The 21,232-nt window shown below is 73.3% G+C and carries 17 protein-coding genes; 11 read left to right on the top strand and 6 right to left on the bottom strand.

The features are described 5' to 3' along the window. Window positions 1-257: 257 nt before the first annotated feature. From ACZ52R_RS16560 to ACZ52R_RS16540, 5 genes are all read left to right on the top strand, one after another. On the top strand, window positions 258-2,459 hold the full coding sequence (locus ACZ52R_RS16560) for an MMPL family transporter (protein WP_465618207.1): 2,202 nt from the start codon (window positions 258-260) through the stop codon (window positions 2,457-2,459). A 330-nt stretch (window positions 2,460-2,789) separates the two neighbouring features. Continuing rightward, window positions 2,790-4,244 (top strand): sensor histidine kinase, encoded by a 1,455-nt coding sequence (locus ACZ52R_RS16555; RefSeq protein WP_465753643.1) that lies wholly within the window; start codon window positions 2,790-2,792, stop codon window positions 4,242-4,244. Then, a complete protein-coding gene (locus tag ACZ52R_RS16550) occupies window positions 4,241-4,918 on the top strand; it encodes a response regulator transcription factor (RefSeq protein WP_465618211.1) in 678 nt (225 codons plus the stop codon). The genes ACZ52R_RS16555 and ACZ52R_RS16550 overlap by 4 nt, the downstream gene beginning before the upstream one ends. 157 nt (window positions 4,919-5,075) lie before the next feature. Next, complete coding sequence (locus tag ACZ52R_RS16545; RefSeq protein ID WP_465753642.1) at window positions 5,076-5,726, top strand: hypothetical protein; 651 nt, start codon at window positions 5,076-5,078, stop codon at window positions 5,724-5,726. Between the two features lie 346 nt (window positions 5,727-6,072). Beyond that, window positions 6,073-6,861, top strand: coding sequence for an alpha/beta fold hydrolase (locus ACZ52R_RS16540; RefSeq protein WP_465618215.1), 789 nt, complete (start codon window positions 6,073-6,075; stop codon window positions 6,859-6,861). Between the two features lie 122 nt (window positions 6,862-6,983). On the opposite strand, the gene ACZ52R_RS16535 is transcribed toward ACZ52R_RS16540, so the two are convergent. Further along, window positions 6,984-7,937, bottom strand: coding sequence for a phosphotransferase family protein (locus ACZ52R_RS16535; RefSeq protein WP_465618277.1), 954 nt, complete (start codon window positions 7,935-7,937; stop codon window positions 6,984-6,986). Between the two features lie 449 nt (window positions 7,938-8,386). Here ACZ52R_RS16535 and ACZ52R_RS16530 point away from each other — a divergent pair, with 449 nt between their 5' ends. The 5 genes from ACZ52R_RS16530 to ACZ52R_RS16510 all read left to right on the top strand — a co-directional run bounded on the left by ACZ52R_RS16530 (window position 8,387) and on the right by ACZ52R_RS16510 (window position 13,621). Then, window positions 8,387-8,734 (top strand): PRC-barrel domain-containing protein, encoded by a 348-nt coding sequence (locus ACZ52R_RS16530; protein ID WP_465618217.1) that lies wholly within the window; start codon window positions 8,387-8,389, stop codon window positions 8,732-8,734. A 396-nt stretch (window positions 8,735-9,130) separates the two neighbouring features. Next, entirely contained in the window at window positions 9,131-10,567 is a 1,437-nt protein-coding gene (locus ACZ52R_RS16525; RefSeq protein ID WP_465618219.1) for an endonuclease/exonuclease/phosphatase family protein, read from the top strand. Between the two features lie 14 nt (window positions 10,568-10,581). Continuing rightward, window positions 10,582-12,600 (top strand): phosphocholine-specific phospholipase C, encoded by a 2,019-nt coding sequence (locus tag ACZ52R_RS16520; protein WP_465618221.1) that lies wholly within the window; start codon window positions 10,582-10,584, stop codon window positions 12,598-12,600. 93 nt (window positions 12,601-12,693) lie between these two features. Next, window positions 12,694-13,167 carry a VOC family protein gene (locus ACZ52R_RS16515; RefSeq protein ID WP_465618223.1) on the top strand — a complete coding sequence of 158 codons (474 nt, stop codon included), beginning with the start codon at window positions 12,694-12,696 and terminating at the stop codon, window positions 13,165-13,167. A gap of 4 nt (window positions 13,168-13,171) precedes the next feature. Continuing rightward, a complete protein-coding gene (locus ACZ52R_RS16510; RefSeq protein ID WP_360504515.1) occupies window positions 13,172-13,621 on the top strand; it encodes an SRPBCC family protein in 450 nt (149 codons plus the stop codon). A gap of 38 nt (window positions 13,622-13,659) precedes the next feature. Here ACZ52R_RS16510 and ACZ52R_RS16505 read toward each other — a convergent pair whose 3' ends face one another. From ACZ52R_RS16505 to ACZ52R_RS16495, 3 genes are all read right to left on the bottom strand, one after another. Further along, window positions 13,660-14,940, bottom strand: coding sequence for an FUSC family protein (locus ACZ52R_RS16505; protein ID WP_465618225.1), 1,281 nt, complete (start codon window positions 14,938-14,940; stop codon window positions 13,660-13,662). Between the two features lie 149 nt (window positions 14,941-15,089). Beyond that, entirely contained in the window at window positions 15,090-15,824 is a 735-nt protein-coding gene (locus tag ACZ52R_RS16500; protein WP_465664695.1) for a polyprenol monophosphomannose synthase, read from the bottom strand. A gap of 205 nt (window positions 15,825-16,029) precedes the next feature. Next, entirely contained in the window at window positions 16,030-17,607 is a 1,578-nt protein-coding gene (locus tag ACZ52R_RS16495) for a N,N-dimethylformamidase beta subunit family domain-containing protein (RefSeq protein ID WP_465664696.1), read from the bottom strand. A 390-nt stretch (window positions 17,608-17,997) separates the two neighbouring features. Here ACZ52R_RS16495 and ACZ52R_RS16490 point away from each other — a divergent pair, with 390 nt between their 5' ends. Continuing rightward, complete coding sequence (locus tag ACZ52R_RS16490) at window positions 17,998-19,899, top strand: APC family permease (protein WP_465664704.1); 1,902 nt, start codon at window positions 17,998-18,000, stop codon at window positions 19,897-19,899. Window positions 19,900-19,961: 62 nt separating this feature from the next. On the opposite strand, the gene ACZ52R_RS16485 is transcribed toward ACZ52R_RS16490, so the two are convergent. Further along, window positions 19,962-20,231 (bottom strand): GlsB/YeaQ/YmgE family stress response membrane protein, encoded by a 270-nt coding sequence (locus tag ACZ52R_RS16485; protein WP_465618231.1) that lies wholly within the window; start codon window positions 20,229-20,231, stop codon window positions 19,962-19,964. Window positions 20,232-20,407: 176 nt separating this feature from the next. After that, a complete protein-coding gene (locus ACZ52R_RS16480; protein WP_465618233.1) occupies window positions 20,408-21,208 on the bottom strand; it encodes a HEAT repeat domain-containing protein in 801 nt (266 codons plus the stop codon). Window positions 21,209-21,232 lie beyond the last annotated feature (24 nt).

Raw genomic sequence — 21,232 nt, 5'->3', positions numbered from 1 at the left:
GCCCCCCGCACGGGTGACCCGGCTGCTTCCTCCGCAGGTAGGAGGGCTACTCCCGACGCAGGGCGTGCGCTCCTCCGTCCGGGGGACGGCCGTACTGCGTCCGCAGTACGCAAACGGCCTGCGCAGGGACGACGACGGAGCAGGGGTCGGCGATCAAGGATTGGTCACGCTGCGGCGGACCGCGTCCTCAGGGGCGTACGGCCCGCCCGCGGCGCGCCCTGTACCGAGACGCCGCATCCGAAGGAGTCCGCTCTCCCGTGGCCACGTTCCTCTACCGCCTGGGCCGATGGGCCTTCGTCCGGCGCCGGCTGGTGACCTTGCTCTGGGTCGCCGTGCTGGCGGTCGGCGGAGTCCTGGCGGCCAAGGCGCCCGCCGCACCCGACGACGGCTTCGCGATGCCCGGCACGGAAGCGCAGAAGGCCTTCGACCTGATGAACGAGCGCTTCCCCGGCGGTCACGCCGACGGCGCCTCGGCCAGGTTGGTGTTCGTCGCGCCCTCCGGGCAGAAGATCACCGCCGCGCCCCACCAGCAGGCGGTGGAGCGGACGGTCGACGAGCTCGCCCACGCCGAGCAGGTCACCGGGGCGGTCAGCCCCTTCAAGGCGGGCGCCGTCTCCAAGGACGGCAGCACCGCGTACGCGACCGTGAACTACTCCGTCAAGGCGGGCGAGCTGTCCCAGGGCGCCACCCACGCCCTGGAGCAGGCCGCCCAGCACGGCCGGGACGCCGGGCTCAAGGTCGAGATCGGCGGCAACGCGCTGACGGCCAAACCCGGCGCGGGCGGCAGCAGCGAGACGATCGGCATGGCACTGTCCGCCGTCGTGCTGGTGATCACCTTCGGCTCGCTGGTCGCGGCCGGCCTGCCGCTGCTCACGGCGGTCGTCGGCGTCGGCCTCGGCATGGCGCTGATCACCGCGCTCGGCAGCACCCTCGGCCTGTCCAGCACCACCGGCACGCTCGCCATGATGCTCGGCCTCGCGGTCGGCATCGACTACGCGGTGTTCATCGTCTCCCGCTACCGGGCCGAACTCACCGAGGGCCGGACCCCCCAGGAGGCGGCCGGCCGGGCCGTCGGCACCGCCGGGTCCGCCGTGGTGTTCGCCGGCCTCACCGTGGTGATCGCCCTCGCCGGGCTGTCCGTGGTCGGCATCCCGATCCTCGCCAAGATGGGCATGGCCGCCGCCGGGACGGTCGTCATCGCCGTGCTGGTCGCGCTCACCCTGGTCCCGGCGCTGCTCGGCTTCCTCGGCCGCAAGGTGCTGCCGCGCAAGGTCCGCAAGGCCCGCGGCGACGCCGCCCGGGAGGCGACCAAGGAGAACGGCGGCGCCCGCTGGGCCCGGTTCGTGCTGCGCCGCCCGCTCGCGGTGCTGCTCGGCGGCGTGATCGGACTCGGCGTGCTCGCGGCCCCCGCGCTCGACCTACGGCTCGGCCTGCCGGGCGACGAGGCCAAGCCCACCTCCACCACCCAGCGCCGCGCCTACGACCTGCTCTCCGAGGGCTTCGGCCCGGGCTTCAACGGCCCGCTGACCGTCCTGGTGGACGCCAAGGGCGTCGCCGACCCGAAGGCCGCGGCGAACGAGGTCTCCCAGAAGGTCTCCGGCCTGCCGGGCGTCGTCACCGTGACACCGCCGATGTTCAACCAGGCCGGCGACACGGCCCTGCTCAACGCGATACCGGCGACCGGCCCGAGCGAGGCCGAGACCAAGGCCATCGTGCACGCCATCCGCGGCGACGCGGCCGCCCTGAAGTCGGCCACCGGCGCGACGGTCCTGGTCAGCGGTACGACGGCGATGAACATCGACGTCTCGCAGAAGCTCACGGACGCACTGGTGCCCTACCTCGCCGTGGTGGTCGGCCTCGCCGTCCTCCTGCTGCTGGTGGTCTTCCGCTCCGTGCTCGTCCCGCTGAAGGCGGCGCTCGGCTTCCTGCTCTCGGTGGCCGCCGCCCTCGGCGCCGTGGTCGCGGTCTTCCAGTGGGGCTGGCTGGCCGACCTGATCGGCGTGGAGCAGACCGGCCCGGTGATGAGCATGATGCCGATCTTCATGATCGGCGTGGTCTTCGGCCTCGCCATGGACTACGAGGTGTTCCTGGTCACCCGGATCCGGGAGGGCTACGTCCACGGCGAGGAGCCCGGCGAGGCGATCGTCACCGGCTTCCGGCACAACGCCCGGGTGGTCACCGCCGCCGCCTTCATCATGATCGCCGTCTTCTCGGGCTTCATCGGGATGAGCGAGCCGATGATCAAGATGATGGGCCTGGGGCTCGCCGCGGCCGTCGCCTTCGACGCCTTCGTGGTCCGGATGGCCATCGTCCCGGCCGTCCTCGCCCTGCTCGGCCGCCGTGCCTGGTGGCTGCCGCGTCGGCTCGACCGGCTGATACCGGACGTGGACGTCGAGGGCAGCAAGCTGCAGCCGCCCGCCGCCGAACCGGCCCCGGCCCCGGAGTCGGTCACCGTCTAGGCAAGCAGGCAAGCAGGCAAGCAGGCAAGCAGGCAAGCAGGCAAGCAGGCAGGCAGGCAGGCAGGACGGGGCCGGGCGGAACACGCCCGGACCCGTCCGGACCCGGTCGGCACCGCTGGCGCCGGCCGGCACAGCTCGCCTCGCTCGGCACTGCTTGCCCCGTCCGGCTCGACACTGGTTCGAGCCCCTACCGTTACCGTTGCTGTCGGGGGCCGCCGCCCGCGCGGAGGTCCCCGGTCCGGCCCGCCGCCCTCACCCGGACGCGGCGCGGCACGAACTGGCGAGCCCGGCGAGGCTGCGGCCAGAGCCCCCGACCCGGAGAGCACGACCATGACCGACACCTGGCAGCGCCTGCGTCGCGACCACCCGCGGCTGCTCGACGCCGTCGGCGGAGCCGCCCTGATCACGGTCACCGCGCTCGGCGCCACCGTCGACCAGACCAACGGGCCCGTCACCATGCCCGACCCGGCCACCGGCGTGATCGCCCTGGTCTCCGCCGTCGCCGTGTTCGCCCACCGCCGCTTCCCGCGCGCGGTCGTCGCCGTCACACTGCTCTGCACGATGGTGCTCGCCGGGACGAGCCCCCGGCTCACCCCCATGCTGGCCACCCCCCTCCTGCTCGCGCTCTACTTCCTCGCCGTCCGCACCGACCGCGCCACCGCCCTGCGCGCCTCGATCGCCACCGCCGTCCTGCTCACCGGGATCTCCCTGCTGATCGGCCCCGGCGGCCCGATCGGCGAGCGGATCAGCGTCCTGGCCTGGGCCCTGCTGCCCGGCGCCCTCGGCGACTCCATCCGCAACCGCCGCGCCCACCTCGCGGCCATCGAGGAACGCGCCGAACGCGCCGAACGCACCCGCGAGGAGGAGGCCCGCCGCAGGGTCGCCGACGAGCGGATCCGGATCGCCCGCGACCTGCACGACGTGGTCGCCCACCACATCGCCCTGGCCAACGCCCAGGCCGGCATCGCCGTCCACCTCATGGACAACCACCCGGTGCAGGCCCGCGAGGTGCTCAGCCACATCACCGACGCCACCGGCTCGGCCCTGCAGGAGCTGCGCGCCACCGTCGGCCTGCTGCGCCGCGCCGAGGAGCCCGCCCCGCTCGAACCCACCCCGGGCCTGGACCGGCTGCCCGAGCTGCTCGGCTCCTTCGAGCGGGCCGGGCTGCCGGTCCGCCTCACCGTCCGCGGTGACGCCCGGCCGCTGTCGCCCGGCGTCGACCTCACCGCCTTCCGGATCGTCCAGGAGTCGCTGACCAACGTCGCCAAGCACGCCCACGGCGCCGACGCCGAGGTCACCCTCGCCTACAGCGAGAGCCGGGTGACGGTCAGCGTCGCCAACGGCCGTCCGGCCGCGACCGGGAGCCCCCGCGCCGCACTGCTGCCCCAGCCCGCCCCGGGCGAGAGCGGCTTCGGCCTGATCGGCATGCGCGAGCGGGCCGGCGCGGTGGGCGGTCGGCTCAGCGCCGACCGACGGCCCGACGGGGGCTTCCTGGTCACCGCCGAACTGCCCCTGCGCACCGGCGCCCTCGACGACGGCCCGGCCCATGCCGGTGCGGCCGGTCCGCACCCGGCCGGTGCACACGGGGCCGGCTCACCAGGGGCCGGTGCCCGCGGGGTCGGCTCGCCGGGGGCCGGCGGACAGGATCACGCCGTTCGGGGAGGCGGTGCCGCGCCCCTCTGCAGCCCCCGAACCGCCCGCGCCGCCCGTACGCACGACGCCGAAGGACAGGACCGCGCCGCCCGACCGGCACGCGCGGTCCGAGAGGACAGGGACCACGCATGACCATCAGGGTGCTCCTCGCCGACGACCAGGCCCTGCTGCGCGGCGCCTTCCGCATGCTGATCGACGCGGAGGAGGACATGGAGGTGGTCGGCGAGGCCGCCGACGGGCGCGAGGCCGTCGAGCTCGCCCGGGCCACCAGGCCCGACATCGTCCTGATGGACATCCGGATGCCCGGCGCCGACGGCCTCGGCGCCACCGCCGCGATCTGCGGCGACGAGGAACTGTCGGGCACCCGGGTGCTCATCCTCACCACCTTCGAGATCGACGAGTACGTGGCCCAGGCGCTGCGCGCGGGCGCCGGCGGGTTCCTCGGCAAGGGCGCCGACCCGAAGGAACTGCTCGCCGCCGTCCGTACCGTCGCAGCCGGCGACGCCCTGCTCTCGCCCGCCGCCACCCGGGCCGTGATCGACCAGTTCCTGGCCCAGCCCGACCCGGGCGCCGCCGGCCCGGCGAGCGAGCGGCTCGCCGTCCTCACCGCCCGCGAGCGCGAGGTGATGTCGATGGCCGCCACCGGCCTCACCAACGAGGAGATCGCCGAGCGGATGTTCGTCAGCCCGTTCACCGTCCGCACCCACGTGCACCGGGCGATGGCCAAGCTCGACGCCCGCGACCGCGCCCAACTCGTCGCGATCGCCTACCAGTCCGGCCTGGTCCCGCCCGGCCGGCCGTCCTGATCACGGCCGACTCGCGTCATTCGAGCAGCCTGAGGGCTGAGTCTCCGTCAAATTTCCGCAGCAGAAGCGGATCAGGTTCCCGGCCTGGCCGAAAACGACCCCCGAACTGGTGTATCAGCGAGTAGTCTGCCGGTGACTCAGAATGAGGAGGATGTTCGTGGAAACCAAGGACACGGCCGGCGAGGTGCGGATTCTCCAGCCGTTGCCCGGGCGTACGGCGGACGCATCTCAGGCGTTCGACCTTCGGCTCGCGCGACTGCTCCGCCTGCTCGGGGTCGAGGCCGGACCCGGTCCCGACTACCAGAGTTCGGCCCGGTGGGAGGTCCACAAGGTGGTCGCCGGAAGGTCCGAGCTGCCCGAGGAGTACTTCGAGGCGCTGCTGGAGGCGGCGGTCCACGACCCCAACCCGAGCTTCAACCGGCGCTTCGTCGAGCCGGCCCTGCTCGCCTTCGGGCAGCGCCGGGTCCGCCTCGCCCTGCTCGGCTACCTGCGCACCGGCACCGGCCCGGAGCGGGCGGGCGCCGCGCGGGCCTGGTACTGGACGGCCCTGTCGATCGGGGACGGGCGCAACGGCGCCGCCGCCGACGAGGGTGCGAGCGTCCGGGACGCCTGGTACGAGACCGCGCTGCGGGAGTTCGTCGCCAACGAGGACCTGGACGTCCGCCGCTGCATCCTCCCCGGCCTCCCGCTCGTGCCGCGCGCCTACCCGGCGGAACTGCACGGCCTGGTCGAGGCGGCGGTCGCGATCGCCCGCTCGCACCCCGACGAGTACATTCGGCACCGCGCGGAGATCCAGGTCGGTCTCTGACTCTCGGGTGACCCCGCTCCGGGTGCACGCGCCGACGTGCGCACTCGACGGGTGTACCCGGAGCGGCATTTCCCGTCCGGTCGTTCCATTCGCCCACGATCCGGCGAATCGCTCCGGCCACCGGCCCTGGGCCGAGGAGCCCGAGCGCTTCATCGCCCTCGTCGACGACTTCCTGAACGAACGCCCCTAGCGTCGCGGTGAGGTGCCGGTGTCCGGGGCGGGCTTGGCGGCGAACGGGCATCGGTTGGCAACCTATCGGTGGCACGCCACGGTGCGCGCCGACGAGACTTTCCGTCATGAGCCGTGGCCCCCGGTGCCACGGCCGAGCACGAAAAGGGGAAGTCCCATGGCGACGTTCGTTCTCGTACCCGGCGGTTGGCACGGCTCCTGGGCGTTCGAGGCGGTGGTCCCGCTGCTGGAGCGGGCCGGCCACACCGTCCACACCCTGACCCTGACCGGCCTGCGCCCCCACGACGACCCCGCCACGATCGCCGCCGCCAACCTCGACACCCACGCCGAGGACGTGCTGCGCCTGCTGGAGCGCGCCCACCTCGGCGACGTGACGCTCGTCGGTCACAGCTACGGCGGGATGGTGATCACCGCCGCCGCCGACCGCGCCGGCGGCCGGGTCTCCCGCCTGGTGTACCTGGACGCCTGCGTGCCGCGCGACGGCGAGTCGTGCTGGTCCATCATGAACGAGGGCTACCGGCAGTCGTTCGTCGCCGGCGCCGCCACCACCGGCTACGCCGTCCAACCCCCGTGGCGGCCGGACGGCGACCCGCGCCGCCGCCCGCACCCGCTCGCCGCCTTCCTGCAGACGGTCCACCTCACGGGCGCCCTCGCCGAGGTCACCCGCCGCGAGTTCGTCTACTGCTCGGGATGGGAGGACCGCACACCGTTTGCCGACCAGCGCACCCGGCTGCTCGCCGACCCGGGATGGACCGTCCACGACGTGCCGACCGGCCACAACCCGATGCGCGAGGCGCCGCAGGCAGTCGCCGCGCTCCTGCTCGACGGAGCAGATGAAGCCGATGAAGCCGACGAGCGCGGAGGACCCGACGAACGCGGCGGACCCGGCGGACCCGGTGACAACGCCGTCCTCACCCCGGGCCGGATGGCCCTGTTGGGGTCGTGACGTACCTGATGAACCTGGCGACATGATCACCAGGGGGCCGGACCGCTCACTGATCACCTCACTGATCACCTACGACCACTGACCGGTTTCGGAGCTGCTCGTCCAGCCGATCCGAGCCCACGTCACAGCAGGGCCAGCGCCTGCCGGAGGTTGTACTCGGCGATGCCGGCCATGGCCGACCGGTCGGGGAAGTCGCCGTCGAGCAGCCGCAGCGGGCCCGCCGTCAGCGACAGCCGCTGCGCCAGCGTGTAGAGGGCGAGCCGGGCCTCGTCCAGCCCGTCCACCGCCGGCGGCCGGTAGGCGTCGTGGAAGCGGATCCGCAGGAAGACGTGCTCCCACTCGACGTCGAAGTACATCGTGCCTTCGATGTCGATCAGCACCGGGTGCCCGTCCGCGTCCACCAGGACGTGGTCGGGCCCGAGTTCGCCGTGCACGACCGCGTACTCCGCGCGCGGCCGCACCGCCGCCGTCAGGCCCAGCAGCCGTTCCTCCAGCCGACCTTGGGTGTGCGCGATCCGCCGGTCGCGCGATGCAGCCTCGGCGAGGTCGCGCAGCGCACGGTCCAGGACGACCGCCTCGCAGGACGTACCGCGCGAGGTTCCCCCTCCGTCGACCACGGCCACCTTGCCGTACCCGGACGCCCGATGACCTCGCATCGCCTCCAGCGCTTCCCCGAGCCGGGCGACCACCGGGGCGGCCGAGCGTGGGTCGCGCGCGAGCAGGTCCTCCAGGTTCCCGCCCGGGAGGTCCTCGACGATCGCGAGGTCCGACGGGCCGTGGACGCCGTCGCGGTCCAGGAGCCGGATCGCCGGGACCCGGACGCCGAGCGCGTCCAGCCGCGCGTGCGCGGCCTCGAACAGGTCGAGCCCGAGGCCGGGGGAGAACGGGTTGGTGAGGTCGCTGTCGCCCTCGGCCGCCGGCCAGTAGTTCTCGGCGTCATCCCACAGGTAGGCGACCACCGTCGCCGCATCGTCCATCACCAGGCGGTACGCGCCCTTCTTGCTGCCACCCGCAAGCCGCTCGACGGTCTCCAGCCGCCGCCCGCCACCCAGTGCGGCCCGCGCCGCCCCCGCCAACCGCTGCCGCCCGACCGCCCCCGGTGCCACCGCGTTCCGAACCGCCCTCCCCGCGACCACGACCCGCGCACCCTACGGGAGCACCGACCGGCAGGCGAAAGACCCGCCATTTCCTCGGGTGCCTCGCCCCCGCCCGTGACGGCATCGTCCACCTCTCCGGTCGCCACCCGGCGGCAGCCGCCTGCAGCTCGGCGGGTGGCCCCCGGAAGCCTCGCCCGGAACCGCTGCCCGCAAGGGTCTGATGATCTACTCGCGGCCTTGCCGGCGCACAGCCTGCAGCCCAGGGCACGGCCCTGGTGCCGGTTGATCGGGTCACCCCCGTTTGTCCCTTTCGTCTCGGCGGGCGTGCGCGGAGGCTCGCCGCGCGCCGCGGTCCCTCCCGGCGCAGGATGGAAGTCCCGGGGCAGTGGTACAACCGGCGGCGGGAGGTCCGGGCCGTGGTGATCGCAATGGCAGACATCCGCGAGTGGCGTGGCCATGCCGTGGTCGACGAGAAGAGCCACCGCATCGGCACGCTGGAGTCGGTCTACGTCGAGACGGCCAGTGACGAGCCGTTCTTCGCCACCGTCACGGTGGGCTTCGCCGGTCGGCGCCGGCTGGTCTTCGTGCCGCTGGAGGGCGCCGTGGTCGGGCCGGACTACGTCCGGGTGGCGTATGCGAAGAACCAGGTCAAGGATGCTCCGGCGATCGGCACCGACGACGTCCTGCCCGCCGAGGACGAGCCCGCCGTGTTCGCCCACTACGAGCTTCCGTACGCGACCGGCGCCGGTGGCGAGCGCCGGCTGGCCCGCCGCTGACCTCGCGCGGGGGAAACCGGCGGGGGAAGCGGTTGGCAGCTGTTCCTCGCCCTGGCCTGAGCGGCGCCACGAGCCCGGCGACAACGGCACCACAGCCGACAACGCGCCACCGCTGACAGTCGGCAGCTGAGAGCCGACAACCGCATACCCGTAGGAGGGCCGCGACGGATCACCCGTCGCGGCCCTTTCGCTGTGCGCGGATGTTCCCGTACCGCCCGATGTTCCGTCATGCGTCGTTCATGTGCAGGTCGCTGGCCTTCGGATGAATGAGGCAGCCCGCAGTTGTACAGCCAACTGTGGAGCACCTCTTCCTCCCAGCCTTCCGTGACCAGCCGTACCCGGCCCCGGCGAACCGTCCCCCGGCGGACCGGGCACCGGGCGGCGGACAGGACAACCGTGGCCGCAGGCAGCGCCCTGACCATCACCTCATCCACCGACCCCACCGAAGGCGACCGGCTCACCTTCCACTGGACCACCGATGCTCCCGACGCCAAGAACTGGGTCGGCATCTACGACGGCACCCGGCAGCCCGGCACCGGTTCGTCGCTCCTGTGGAAGTACGTCCCGGGCACCTCCGGCGACGTGCAGATCGACACCTCCGCGCTGACCGGTGGCCCGTACACCGCCTACCTCCTCGCCAAGGACGGGTACGGCATCCTCGCCCGGAGCGCGCCGTTCGGCTTCCGCCCCAAGCCCGCCGTCGTCCGCCCGCACGCCGCCGTCGACGCCTTCACCGCGACGCCGGTCGCCCCGGGCGCCGCCGTACAGGTCAAGCTCGGCGGCCTCTGGTCCCGGCCGGTCGGCAATGTGCCCGGCTCCGCCGCCTTCCGCAAGGTCAGCGGCCCGGCCTGGGCCTCGGTCAGCGCCGATGGCACGCTGACCGGCACCGCTCCCGCCACCCCCGGCAAGAACCCCGAGGTGGTCGTCGTCGGCGTCAAGGACAGCGCGGGCGCCACCGACACCGTCACCGTCCTGGTCCCCGTCGTCGACCCGGCCGCGCCGCCCCGCCTCAAGGCCGCGAGCTGGAACCTGCACAACGCGGGCGCGGCCTCCACGGACGCGCTGGAGAAGCAGCTGCGCGTGGTCCTCGCCCAGGGCCTGGACGTGCTCGCCTTGCAGGAGACGGCGGGGGAGCGGGCCAAGACCCTGGCCGACGCCCTCGGCTGGTACGCCTACCAGAGCCCGGGCAGCGTCGGCATCCTCAGCCGCTACCCGCTCGCCGTCGTCACCCCGCCGACCGCCGACCTGCCCGCCGCCGCGGCCACCCTCCGGCTGCCCGGCGGCCGCGAGGTGCGCTTCTGGGCCGCTCACCTGGACGAGGCGGGCTACGGCCCGTACGCGGTCCAGGACGGCAGCTCCGCCGCGCAGACCGTGGCCGCCGAGAACGGCTCGCTCCGGGTGAAGCAGGCCGGGTTGCTGGCCGCCGCCGTGCGCGCGGACCTCGCCCGGCGTGTCCCGGTCGTCCTGGGCGGCGCGCTCTCCTCGCCCTCCCACCGGGACTGGACGGCCGCCACCGCCGCCGCCCACCACGGCGTCGGCCCGCTCGACTGGCCGGTCACCGTCGCCCTGGAGGCCGCCGGGCTGACCGACGCCTTCCGCGAGGAGTACCGCGACCCGGCCAAGGCCCCCGGGGCCACCTGGTCGCCCACCCGCAAGCAGCGCGGCGACCGGCCCGAGCCGCAGGACCGCATCGACTACGTCCAGTACGCCGGCCCGTTGAAGCTGGTCGAGGCGCACACCCTGGTCGCCGACTGGCCGCAGCCCGAGCCGAACACCGCCGCCAACGAGTGGCCCTCCGACACCGCCGCCGCCGTCGCCACCTTCCAGCTCTGAGAGGTCAGTTCGTGATGCCCGAGCTCTCCCGCCGCACCTTCGTCGGCGCCACCGCGGCGGTCGGCGCCACCGCCCTGACCGGCCTGGCCGCCGCCCCGGCCGAAGCCGCGTCCGCCGCTGGCACCGCCGAAGCCGCCCCCGCTCCTGCCCCCGCCGGATCCGACCGGGCCACCGGCACCATCAAGGACGTCAGGCACGTCGTCGTCCTGATGCAGGAGAACCGTTCCTTCGACCACTACTTCGGTACCCTCGCCGGCGTCCGCGGTTTCGGCGACAAGCAGGCGCTCCGGTTCCCGGACGGCACCGACGTGTTCCGCCAGCCGGACACCCGCCGCAGTGACGGCGGCGCGATGCTGCCGTACCGGATGGACACCGCCAAGTACAACGCGCAGAACGCCGGCGGCCTGGCCCACGACTGGGCGACCGGCCACCAGGCCATCAACAACAGTGCGATGAACAAGTGGATCGCCGCCAAGGGCGAGCGCACCATGGGCTACTTCACCCGCGACGACATCCCCTACCAGTACGCCCTGGCCGACGCCTTCACCGTCTGCGACGCCTACTTCACCTCCCTCGCCGGCCCCACCGACCCCAACCGCCTCTACTTGTGGACCGGCACCTCCGGCCCCGGCCGCGACGGCACCACCGGCCCGTGGATCGACAACACCCCGGTCACCGACAACCCCGTCGCCGACTGGACCACCTACGCCGAGCGGCTGCAGGCGGCCGGCGTCACCTGGCGCGTCTACCACAACCCCAGCAAGGACGACCGCACCGGCGACTACGACGACAACGCGCTCTCCTACTTCAAGCAGTTCCACGCGTTCGCGCCCGACGACCCGCGGTACGTCAACGCGATGACCAAGTTCGACCCGGCCGACTTCGACCGCCACTGCAAGGACGGCACCCTGCCGACCGTCTCCTGGCTGGTCGCGCCCTACCTGTTCTCCGAGCACCCGGAGGCCGGACCGGCCTACGGCGCGCACTGGGTCGACCAGGCGCTGCAGTCGCTGATGTCCAACCCGGACGTCTGGCGGCACACCGTCTTCCTGGTCATGTACGACGAGAACGACGGCTACTTCGACCACATGGTCCCGCCCACCCCCGAGCCCGGCACCCCCGAGGAGTTCACCCAGGGACGGGCCATCGGCCTCGGCAACCGCGTCCCGCTCTGGGTCATCTCGCCGTGGTCGCGCGGCGGTTGGGTCAACTCCCAGGTCTTCGACCACACCTCGGTGCTGCGTTTCATGGAGCAGGTCACCGGCGTGGCCGAGCCCAACATCTCGGCCTGGCGCCGGGCCGTCTGCGGTGACCTCACCAGCTGCTTCGACTTCGCCGCCCCCGAGTACTCGATCCCGAAGCTGCCCGACACCAAGGCCCTGATGGCCAAGGCCGACGCGGGCGCCAAGCTGCCCGGTGTCGCCCTGCCGGCGGTCGGCGCCCAGTCGATGCCCGTCCAGGAGCGCGGCGAGCGCCCGCACCGCCCCCTGCCGTACCAGCCGTGGGCCGACGTGGAGGTGGACCGGAAGACCGGCAAGGTCACCTGCACGATGAGCAACGACGGTTCGGTGGCGTTCCCGTACACCGTCTACCCCAACATCGTGTTCCCCTTCGCGGGCACCCCGTACACCGTCGCCCCCGGCGCCACCGCCCGGTACGTCTGGGACGCGGCCGCCACCGACGGCCGCTACGATTTCACCGTCCACGGCCCGGACGGCTTCGTCCGCCGCTTCGCCGGCACGGTGGTCCGGGACGGGCAGGACGGCCAGAACGACATCGGCGTGCCGATCGTCACCGCCGACCTGCGCGGCAACGGGAAGTTCAGCCTCCAACTGGCCAACGACGGCATGACCGACGTGGCCTTCACCGCCGCGCCCAACGACTTCGCGGGCACCGCGCAGACCGTCTGGGTCAAGCCCGGCAAGCAGGCCGACCTGGCCTGGCCGCTGGACAGGCAGGGTCGCTACGACGTCATCGTGACCGCCCACACCGGTCAGCGCTTCACCCAGCGCTACGCGGGCTGGGTGCACTGATCCGTGCTCCCGCCACGGCCGTGGGGCGCCGAACCGGTGACCCCCGGCCGTGGCTCGGCCTTCCTGTCGGGCCCCGCCGCTACCGTCGGGCCCATGCAGAAAATCAGCACCTTCCTCTGGTTCGACGACCAGGCCGAAGAGGCCGCCGCCTTCTACACCTCGGTCTTCCCCAACTCCCGCATCACGCAGGTCACCCACTACGGCGAGGCCGGCCCCCGCGAGGCCGGCTCGGTCATGACCGTCGCCTTCGAACTCGCCGGCCGGGAGTACGTCGCCCTCAACGGCGGCCCGGAGTTCACGTTCACCGAGGCCGTCTCGCTGCAGGTGGAGTGCGAGGACCAGCGGGAGATCGACGAGCTCTGGGCCAAGCTCACCGCCGACGGCGGCCAGGAGGGCCCGTGCGGCTGGCTCAAGGACCGCTTCGGCCTGTCCTGGCAGATCACGCCGCGCGTCCTGCTCGACCTGATCGGCGACCGCGACCGGGCCAAGGCCGACCGCGTGATGGCGACCGTGCTGCGGATGCAGAAGCTCGACATCCGGCAGCTGCTCGACGCGGCCGAGGGCTGATGCCGTGACCGCCTCCGCCCACCGCGCGATCGTCTACCTGCGGGCCGCCCCCGAGCGGGTCTGGCACGCGCTCACCAACGCCGACGAGTCCGGCCTCTACTGGGGCCACCGCAACGTCTCGACCTGGCTGCCCGGCGCGCCCTGGGAGCACCAGCGCACCGACGACTCCGGGATCTCCGACGTCGTCGGCACCGTCGAGGCCGCCGACCGCCCGCACCGGCTGGTCACCACCTGGGCCGGCCCGCAGGAGCGGCGCCCCGGCGGGCCCTCGCGGGTCACCTTCGACATCCGCAGCTGGCAGGACCTCACCCGGCTCACCGTCACCCACGAGAACCTCGCCGACGAGGCCGAGCGGACGAACGCCGAGGAGGGCTGGGCGGCGGTGCTCTCCAACCTCAAGACCTACCTGGAGACCGGCCACCCGCTCCCGCAGCAGCCCTGGCTGATGCCCTGACGCCCTGAGGCCCTGATGGCCTGAGGCCCCGCAGGCCGTCAGCGCCCGGCAGCGGATCGGCGCCCGGCCTCCGCTGCCGGGCGCCCCGCAGTTCCCCGCCCGCGCCCCCGCCCCCGCTCGCCGCGCAGGAACCGGCGCAGCCCGGCGAACCGCGCGAACCGCTCCCGGTTCGCCACCGACGCCCGGTCCAGCTCCTCCATCAGCCGTCGGCTGCGGTGCTCCAGGTCCAGCTCGTCCAGGATCCGGTCCACCTCGGCCAGTATCGAACCGTGCAGCTGCCAGGCCTCCGGGTGCTCCTGCACCTTGCGCAGCAGCACCGGGGCGACGTTCTCCCGGCAGGCCCAGGCCGCCGCCAGCTCGGCGGTCAGCCGGGTCTCCGCCTCCTCGGCGCTGCGGCTCACCTGGGTGGTCACCAGCACCGCGAAGCTCACCATCGCCCCGCCGACGTGGTCCAGCAGCTCCTCCAGGCCCACCGCGACGTCCGGTGGGAAGAGCCGCTCGCCGGGCGCGCGCCGCTTGGCCAGGTCGGTCAGCGAGCGGGCCAGCACCCGGATCACCACGACGCAGATCTCCAGGGTGTCCAGCCCGGTGCGCAGCACCAGCCGGGACAGCAGCCCCTCGCTGATCCGGGGGTTGAACCGCAGGCTGTCCTCGGCCTGCCGCAGCGCCGCGTCCACCTCGGAGATCGCCTGGTCCAGCCGGCGGGCCTCGTGCAGCCGCTCGGCGGCCCGGGCGACCGGGGTGGGCCGGCCCAGTTCCTCGGAGATGTCGACCAGCAGCTGCCGGGCCCGCCGGGCGAGGTCCTCGATCGACTCCCCGGCGGTGTCCACCCAGACCGGCGGCGCGAACACCAGGTTGAACAGCAGGCCGACAGCGGCGCCGATGAGCGTCTCCAGCACCCGGTCCCAGGCCTGGGAGGCCAGCTTGGTGACGCCCAGGATCAGCATCGCGCTGATCGCGACCTCCTGGACGAACTCCTCGACCCGGACGAACCGGCCGACGACCAGCGAGGCCAGGATGATCAGCCCGAGGCTCCACCAGGAGAGTCCGACCACGGCGCTGAAGCCGATCGCGATCAGCACCCCGACGACCACCGAGTTGACCCGGCGGATGCTGGTCTTGAGCGTCGAGTAGACGGTGACCTGGACCACCAGCAGCGCGGTCAGCGGCGCCGTCAGCGGGGCGGGCTCGGCGCTGAGCTGCGTCGCCACCGCGTAGGCGATGGTGGCCGCGACGGTGGCCCGCATGGTCTGGACCACGAAGGGTTCCCGCGCGCTGCGGCGGATCAGGGCCGTGAGTGACTCCGGGAGAAGGGCCATGTCGCCCTTCTTTCCCCGCCGCCGCCCTTCACACCGGTCCCGGGCCCGTCCGGCACCCGTATGAGCCCGGATGAACCCGTATGAACCCGCAGGACCCGTGAAAACGAGCGGTTCCGACCGGCTACTGGTCGCCTTCCGGCTGCCTCCGGTCAGTTGCCGCGGTGGAAGCGCAGCTTCCAGGGGGCCAGCGCGGACTCGACCTGCACCCCGATGCTCATCTTCGAGGCGCCCTCGATCCGCTCCTCGAAGCGGATCGGCACCTCGCGGATCGTCATGCCCTGCTTGACCACCCGGTAGTTCATCTCGACCTGGAACGAGTAGCCGTTGCTCTGCACGGTCGGCAGGTCGATGGCGCGCAGGGTGCTCGCGCGCCAGGCCTTGAACCCGGCGGTGGCGTCCCTGACGCCCAGGCCGAGGATGGTGTTGACGTAGAGGTTGGCCCAGGCGGACAGGGCCTTGCGGTGCCAGGGCCACTCGGCGGCGGTGGAGCCGCCGGTGACGTAGCGGGAGCCGATCACCACGCCGGTGTCGTCGGTGAGCAGGGTCCGCACCATCTCGGGAATCACCGAGGCCGGGTGCGAGAGGTCGGCGTCCATCTGGACCACGACGTCGGCGCCCTCGTCCAGGGCCCGGTCCATGCCGGCCAGGTAGGCGCGGCCGAGGCCATTCTTCTCGGTGCGGTGCAGCACGCCGACGGTGCCGCCGGAGTCCGCGGCGAGCTTCTCGGCGATCTCGCCGGTGCCGTCGGGCGAGTTGTCGTCGACCACCAGGAGGTGCAGGTTCGGCACCGGAAGCTCCGCGATCAGGCCCGCGAGGACCGGGAGGTTCTCCCGCTCGTTGTACGTGGGGACGACCACAACGACCTTGGGGGAGGCCTCGACCATGTTCTGTTTCCCTCGTGCACTCGCCGGTCGGCACCCGGGCCGCACCGGTCGGTTTGCCTGGACGACCTGCGCTGGTTGGACCGGGTGAGTGTATCGGGGGCGCGGGCCCCCTCCTGCCGCGGGCGGCGGTCGGACGTCCGTTCGACCACGATGCGCTCCCGCGGCGGGCCGCCCCCGCCCGGAACGGTGTCCGGAGAACTCGCCGCTACGCCGTGCCGTAGACGGCGCCGAGGTTGTCCTGGGCCGGGTGGGTGCGGGCGGCCGGGCCGGCGGCGAAGGTGCGCAGGACGTTCTCGGTGGTCCTGCGGACCAGGTCCCCGGCCTGGGCGTCGATGCCGTGGTCGGCCTTGCCACCGCCGGGGCCGTGGGCGTCGAGGGTCTCGACCCAGCGCATCGTGCCGGAGGCGAAGACCCCGGCGCCGCCGGGCACGGTGTAGTAGGCGGTGTCGGAGTGGGAGTGGCGGCCCTCGCAGACCACGGGGGAGTGGGCGATCACCTCGATCGGGCGCGGGGTGGGGAAGGCGGTGTCCACCCGGTCGTACTCGACGCCGACCAGGTGCGGGAAGGACGCCCCGGCCGCGACGCCCGTCCCCTCGAAGGCCCAGTGCCCGGGGGAGGTGACCACGTACGGGGCGTCCACCGGGTAGCCGTCGTAGATCACGCCGAGCATCGAGCTCTCCGGGTCGGCGCCCGGGTCGGCCCGGAAGTCGGTGGTCGCCGGGGCGCCCGCCTGGTACCCCGGGTCCTGCGCCCAGGCGCCCTTGTAGCAGACCACCGTGCGCTCCGGGCCGAGGTCGGTCGGCTCGAAGCGGACCCGGCGGAAGCAGCAGTTGGCGCCCAGGATCGCCAGGTTGGTCCCGGCGTCGCGGGCGGCGACCACCCGGGCGCGCTGCTCGGGGGACCAGTACTCGTCGTGGCCCAGCGACACCACGGTGGTCGCGCCGGTCAGCAGCCCGGGCTCGCGGGCCACGTCGATGCCGGTGGTGTAGGCGAGCGGCAGACCCAGCCGCTCGGCGAGGGCGACCAGCGGCGCCTCGTAGACCAGGAACAGCCCGGCGCCGTGGTCGTAGTCGTACGGCCGGTCGAAGACGACTTTCAGCGAACGGGTGGCCAGGCCTCCGGTCGGGCCGTTGTAGAGGCTGTAGCCGCCCCACTCGTTGTAGGCCTGCCAGGTCGCCGGGGCGCTCATGATCACCGTCTTCCCGGCGGTGACGGCCGAGCGGACGGTGAGCGGCACGTAGCGGTGGCCGGAGCCGTCCTCGGTGTCCAGGCGCAGCAGGTACGCGCCCTCGGGCCAGCCGGTGGTGTCCACGGCGAGGGTGCGCTGCCAGCCGGTCAGCACGGTGCGGGTCGCCGGGTCGACGTGCGGCGCGGGCTGCTGGTCGCCGGGGACGTGTTCGCGGCGCCAGACCAGGCGGGCGCGGGCGCCGTCGTACCAGCCCATCCGGTAGGCGGAGACGGTGAACGCGGAGGCCGGGGTGGAGACGTGCAGGCCGAAGCTCTCGCCGGGCAGCACGCTGACCCGGTCGGCGAAGCCCGCGATGGCGGCGTCCGGGCCGGGGTCGGTGATCTCCCAGCCGGGCGTGCCGGGCAGGGCCTGCTCGTGCTTCAGGTCGTTGGTCGCCCCGGCGTGCCGGCCGGCGTCCCCCGCGCCGGGGCCGGCCGGTGGTTCGGCGGAGGGGTGCGGGGCCGGTGCCGGCTCCGGGTGACGGGCACCGCAGGAGGTGACGGCGGCTGCCATCAGGCCCAGGCCCAGGATCCCCCGCCGGCTCGGTACCGCCACCGCGGCCTCCCTCTGGTTCGCAGCTGTGTCGATGGTGTCGATCGGCCCGCGCCGACCCGGAGCGTCAACCTCGTGCGTCAATGCGCGCGGACATCCTCACCCGTTCCGGAGGCCGAGTCCGGGTAAACGCGCCGGGCCGCCGGGCACGGCCGGACGCCGCCCGCCGGCCGGGAGGGCCGTACGGGCGCACCCTGGCGTGTTGGCCCGCGCGGTTCCCGGGCGGGCCCGACCCGGTCACCTAGCCTGACCAGGCCCGCCGTCCGGCGGCCACAGGGGGTCCGGCCCCGTAGGCGGCCGACCGAGTCGTGGACAGGGGTGTACGTGGTCTCGTCGGGTTCGGCCGAACCGGGGGCGCCGTCCCGGCCCAAGGGCGGGCGGTTCCGGGCGTGGATGCTCGAAGGCCTGGCGGACAGGGCCAAGCAGCACCCCGGCCCGCACGCCCAGGTGCCGCACGTGAAGGGGCAGCGCTGGTGGCGGGTCATGTGCCTGACCGGCCTGGACTACTTCTCCACGCTCGGCTACCAGCCCGGCATCGCCGCTCTCGCGGCCGGCCTGGTGTCGCCGCTGGCGACCATCGTGCTGGTGATCGTCACCCTGCTCGGCGCGCTCCCGGTCTACCGGCGGGTCGCCCAGGAGAGCCCGCACGGCGAGGGCTCGATCGCGATGCTGGAGCGGCTGCTGTCGTTCTGGAAGGGCAAGCTGTTCGTCCTCGCGCTGCTGGGCTTCGCGGCCACCGACTTCATGATCACCATCACCCTGTCCGCCGCCGACGCGAGCGCGCACCTGGTCGAGAACCCGCACCTGCACAGCGCGCTGACCGGCAAGGAGGTCCTCCTCACCCTGATCATGATCGCGCTGCTCGGCGGGGTCTTCCTCAAGGGCTTCGGCGAGGCGATCGGCCTGGCCGTGGTGCTGGTCGCGGTCTACCTCGCGCTGAACGTCGTGGTGGTCGTCGACGGGCTCTGGAACGTGCTCAAGGCCCCGCACCTGTTCAGCGACTGGACCGACGCGCTCATCATGGAGCACGGCAACGTGATCGCCATGGTCGGCGTCGCCCTGATCGTCTTCCCCAAGCTCGCGCTCGGCCTGTCCGGCTTCGAGACCGGCGTCGCCGTGATGCCGCACATCGAGGGCGACCCCGACGACACCGAGGAGAAGCCCACCGGCCGGATCCGGGGCGCCCGCCTGCTGCTCACCACCGCCGCCGCGATCATGAGCTGCTTCCTGATCGCCACCAGCTTCATCACCACCCTGCTCATCCCGGCCGACGCCTTCAAGAAGGGCGGCCCGGCCAACGGGCGGGCGCTCGCCTACCTCGCCCACGAGTACCTCGGCAGCGCCTTCGGCAGCATCTACGACCTGTCCACGATCGCCATCCTCTGGTTCGCCGGCGCCTCCGCGATGGCCGGACTGCTCAACCTGATGCCGCGCTACCTGCCCCGCTACGGCATGGCGCCGCACTGGGCCCGCGCCGTGCGGCCCACCGTCATCGTCCTCACCCTGATCGCCTTCCTGGTCACCTGGCTCTTCGACGCCAACGTGGACGCCCAGGGCGGCGCGTACGCGACCGGCGTCCTGGTGCTGATCAGCTCCGCCGCGATCGCCGTCACCATCGCCGCGCACAAGGCCGGACAGCGCCGCTGGCGGTCCGGCTTCGCGGTGATCGCGGCGGTGTTCCTCTACACCACGGCGGTCAACATCGCCGAGCGGCCGGACGGCGTCAAGATCGGTGCCTGCTTCATCGCGGGCATCATGCTGGTCTCCTTCCTCTCCCGGCTCAAGCGGGCCTTCGAACTGCGCGTCACCGACGTGGTGCTGGACGACGTCGCGGAGCGGTTCGTCCGGGACTACATGCACCGCCCGCTGCGGCTGATCGCCAACGAGCCGAACAGCCGGGACCTCGCCGAGTACCGGGACAAGATCCACCAGATCCGCCGGGACAACGACATCCCGGTCGAGGACGACCTGGTCTTCGTCGAGGTCACCGTGCTCGACCCGTCCGACTTCGAAGCCGAACTGACCGTGCACGGCGAGGTGATGCACGACCGCTACCGGGTGCTGTCGCTGCAGAGCTCCAGCGTCCCCAACGCGCTGGCCGCCCTGCTGCTGCAGGTCCGCGACCTGACCGGGCAGCAGCCGCACATCTACTTCGAGTGGACCGAGGGCAACCCCTTCGCGCAGTTCCTGCGGTTCTTCCTGTTCGGGCAGGGTGAGATCGCACCGGTCACCCGCGAGGTGCTGCGCGAGGCCGAACCGGACCGCTCGCGCCGTCCGGCCGTGCACGTGGGCTGAGCGGTACGGCCGCGGGGTGCGGCCGTACCGCTCAGCCCGGCGGGCCGGCCGGGGCCACGAGGTCAGCGGCTGTGGTGGGACCTGCTCCAGGCGGGCGCGACGAAGGCCACCAGGCCGACGGCGAAGGCGAGTTGGAGGATGTGCCGAATCCAGTCGATGCCCGAGGTGTGGCGGACGCCGACCCAGCCGGAGACGGCGTTGCCGAGCCAGGCCCCGGCGGCGCCGAGCAGCATGGTCAGCCACCAGGGAATCGCCTGCGGGCCGCGCAGGATCAGCTTGGCGAGCACGCCGAGCACGAAGCCGATGAGCAGAATCCACAGGAGCTGGAACATCGCAGTCCACCTTCCGGGCGCCACCGGAGCCGACCGGCGCGCCGAATCGCCGAATCGCCAAAGACGCGGTTTGTCCCATGCTCACCCGGATCGGCCGGACGGGCACGTCGGCGGAGAGCGGCGCAGGTCACCGATGGGATGCGCGTCTCCTGACGGCTTCCGGTGGCGGCGGGGCCTCAGCGGTCCCGCATCGCCTCGACGGCCTCGCGGACATCCGGGTCCGGATCGTCCGCGAGGCCGTCCAGCAGCCCGGCGGCGCCCGGGGTGGACCAGGTGCCGACGGTCCAGACCAGATCCTCGCGCACGCCCGGATCGGGGTGCGCGGCCAGGCGGGCCAGGGCGTCCACCGGGCCGCGACGGCGCATCGCGAACCAGTGCAGGGCGGCCCGCAGCTCGGTCGGGTCGCCCGGGTCGCCGGCCGCCTCGATCCGGGAGAGCAGGACGGGGACGGGCGGCGGCGGACCGTCCAGCGCGTGCGGCCGGCGCTCGCGCAGCCGACGTCCGCCGTACTCGCCGCGGATCCGGCAGCCGAAGCAGGTGCAGGGCCGGGTGCCGTGGGCGTTCGGCAGGTAGCGCCAGCCGGCGACCTGCGGCACGGCGCGGATCCGGTGCACCTCGCGGGCGCCCACCGCACGCGGCAGGAAGACCTCCCAGCCGCGCGGATCGGCCAGCGCGCCGATCCGCCGCACCGCCTCGGCCGCGGACACCGACTGCTGGGCGCCCTTCGCTCGGTCGCGGTAGTGCCCGGCCAGGACCTCCTGCGCGTCGTCCAGTCGGACGTGCACCGCGACCAGGGAACCCTTGGGTCCGAACCTGGCCAGCTCGCGCAGCCACTGGTGGGTCACCGTGTACGAGGGCAGCACGGGGAAGCAGTAGAGCCCGCGCGCTCCGCCCTGCCCGCGGCTGTCGGCCCGGATCCCGGCGCGGCGGATGCGCGGCGCGTTGGCCGCGGCGGTCAGGTGCACGAACATCGCCATGGGGCGCGATGGTAGCGGGCGGAC

This window comes from Kitasatospora sp. NPDC034023 (assembly GCF_055575795.1).
The sequence above is the reverse complement of the archived record's forward strand: the minus strand, read 5'-3'. Positions and strand labels throughout refer to the sequence as shown.

What these genes read in the sequence shown, in the direction of transcription:
- ACZ52R_RS16505 (WP_465618225.1), bottom strand. Translation starts at nt 14,940, where the DNA reads ATGGCCCTTCTCCCGGAGTCACTCACGGCCCTGATCCGCCGCAGCGCG.
- ACZ52R_RS16515 (WP_465618223.1), top strand. Translation starts at nt 12,694, where the DNA reads ATGCAGAAAATCAGCACCTTCCTCTGGTTCGACGACCAGGCCGAAGAG.
- ACZ52R_RS16490 (WP_465664704.1), top strand. Translation starts at nt 17,998, where the DNA reads ATGCTCGAAGGCCTGGCGGACAGGGCCAAGCAGCACCCCGGCCCGCAC.
- ACZ52R_RS16485 (WP_465618231.1), bottom strand. Translation starts at nt 20,231, where the DNA reads ATGTTCCAGCTCCTGTGGATTCTGCTCATCGGCTTCGTGCTCGGCGTG.
- ACZ52R_RS16540 (WP_465618215.1), top strand. Translation starts at nt 6,073, where the DNA reads ATGGCGACGTTCGTTCTCGTACCCGGCGGTTGGCACGGCTCCTGGGCG.
- ACZ52R_RS16550 (WP_465618211.1), top strand. Translation starts at nt 4,241, where the DNA reads ATGACCATCAGGGTGCTCCTCGCCGACGACCAGGCCCTGCTGCGCGGC.
- ACZ52R_RS16530 (WP_465618217.1), top strand. Translation starts at nt 8,387, where the DNA reads ATGGCAGACATCCGCGAGTGGCGTGGCCATGCCGTGGTCGACGAGAAG.
- ACZ52R_RS16520 (WP_465618221.1), top strand. Translation starts at nt 10,582, where the DNA reads ATGCCCGAGCTCTCCCGCCGCACCTTCGTCGGCGCCACCGCGGCGGTC.
- ACZ52R_RS16480 (WP_465618233.1), bottom strand. Translation starts at nt 21,208, where the DNA reads ATGGCGATGTTCGTGCACCTGACCGCCGCGGCCAACGCGCCGCGCATC.
- ACZ52R_RS16555 (WP_465753643.1), top strand. Translation starts at nt 2,790, where the DNA reads ATGACCGACACCTGGCAGCGCCTGCGTCGCGACCACCCGCGGCTGCTC.
- ACZ52R_RS16500 (WP_465664695.1), bottom strand. Translation starts at nt 15,824, where the DNA reads ATGGTCGAGGCCTCCCCCAAGGTCGTTGTGGTCGTCCCCACGTACAAC.